This is a genomic window from Brevibacillus sp. NL20B1, assembly GCF_018195675.1.
Classification (GTDB): Bacteria; Bacillota; Bacilli; order Brevibacillales; family Brevibacillaceae; genus Brevibacillus; species Brevibacillus aydinogluensis.
Genome location: NZ_JAGTPT010000068.1, coordinates 1 through 595, shown reverse-complemented (window position 1 = coordinate 595; position 595 = coordinate 1). Strand labels below are relative to the sequence as shown.

The 595-nt window shown below is 56.3% G+C and carries 1 rRNA gene; it reads right to left on the bottom strand.

The window, feature by feature from the left end:
• Positions 1 to 54 precede the first annotated feature (54 nt).
• Positions 55 to 595: ribosomal RNA gene (locus KDN35_RS19795) — 16S ribosomal RNA — on the bottom strand; the annotation flags it as partial.

Sequence of the window (595 nt, the reverse complement as noted above, 5' to 3'; positions counted from 1 at the left end):
ATGCTCCCTCAAAACTGAACAGCGAGTAAGCGTTGACTTGCCAAAGCTCCGTAGAAAGGAGGTGATCCATCCGCACCTTCCGGTACGGATACCTTGTTACGACTTCACCCCAATCATCTGCCCCACCTTCGGCGGCTGGCTCCTTGCGGTTACCTCACCGACTTCGGGTGTTGCAAACTCTCGTGGTGTGACGGGCGGTGTGTACAAGGCCCGGGAACGTATTCACCGCGGCATGCTGATCCGCGATTACTAGCGATTCCGACTTCATGCAGGCGAGTTGCAGCCTGCAATCCGAACTGAGACTGGTTTTAAGAGATTGGCTTACCCTCGCGGGCTTGCGTCCCGTTGTACCAGCCATTGTAGCACGTGTGTAGCCCAGGTCATAAGGGGCATGATGATTTGACGTCATCCCCGCCTTCCTCCGTCTTGTCGACGGCAGTCTCTCTAGAGTGCCCAACTGAATGCTGGCAACTAAAGATAAGGGTTGCGCTCGTTGCGGGACTTAACCCAACATCTCACGACACGAGCTGACGACAACCATGCACCACCTGTCACCGCTGCCCCGAAGGGAAGCCCTATCTCTAGGGCGGTCAGC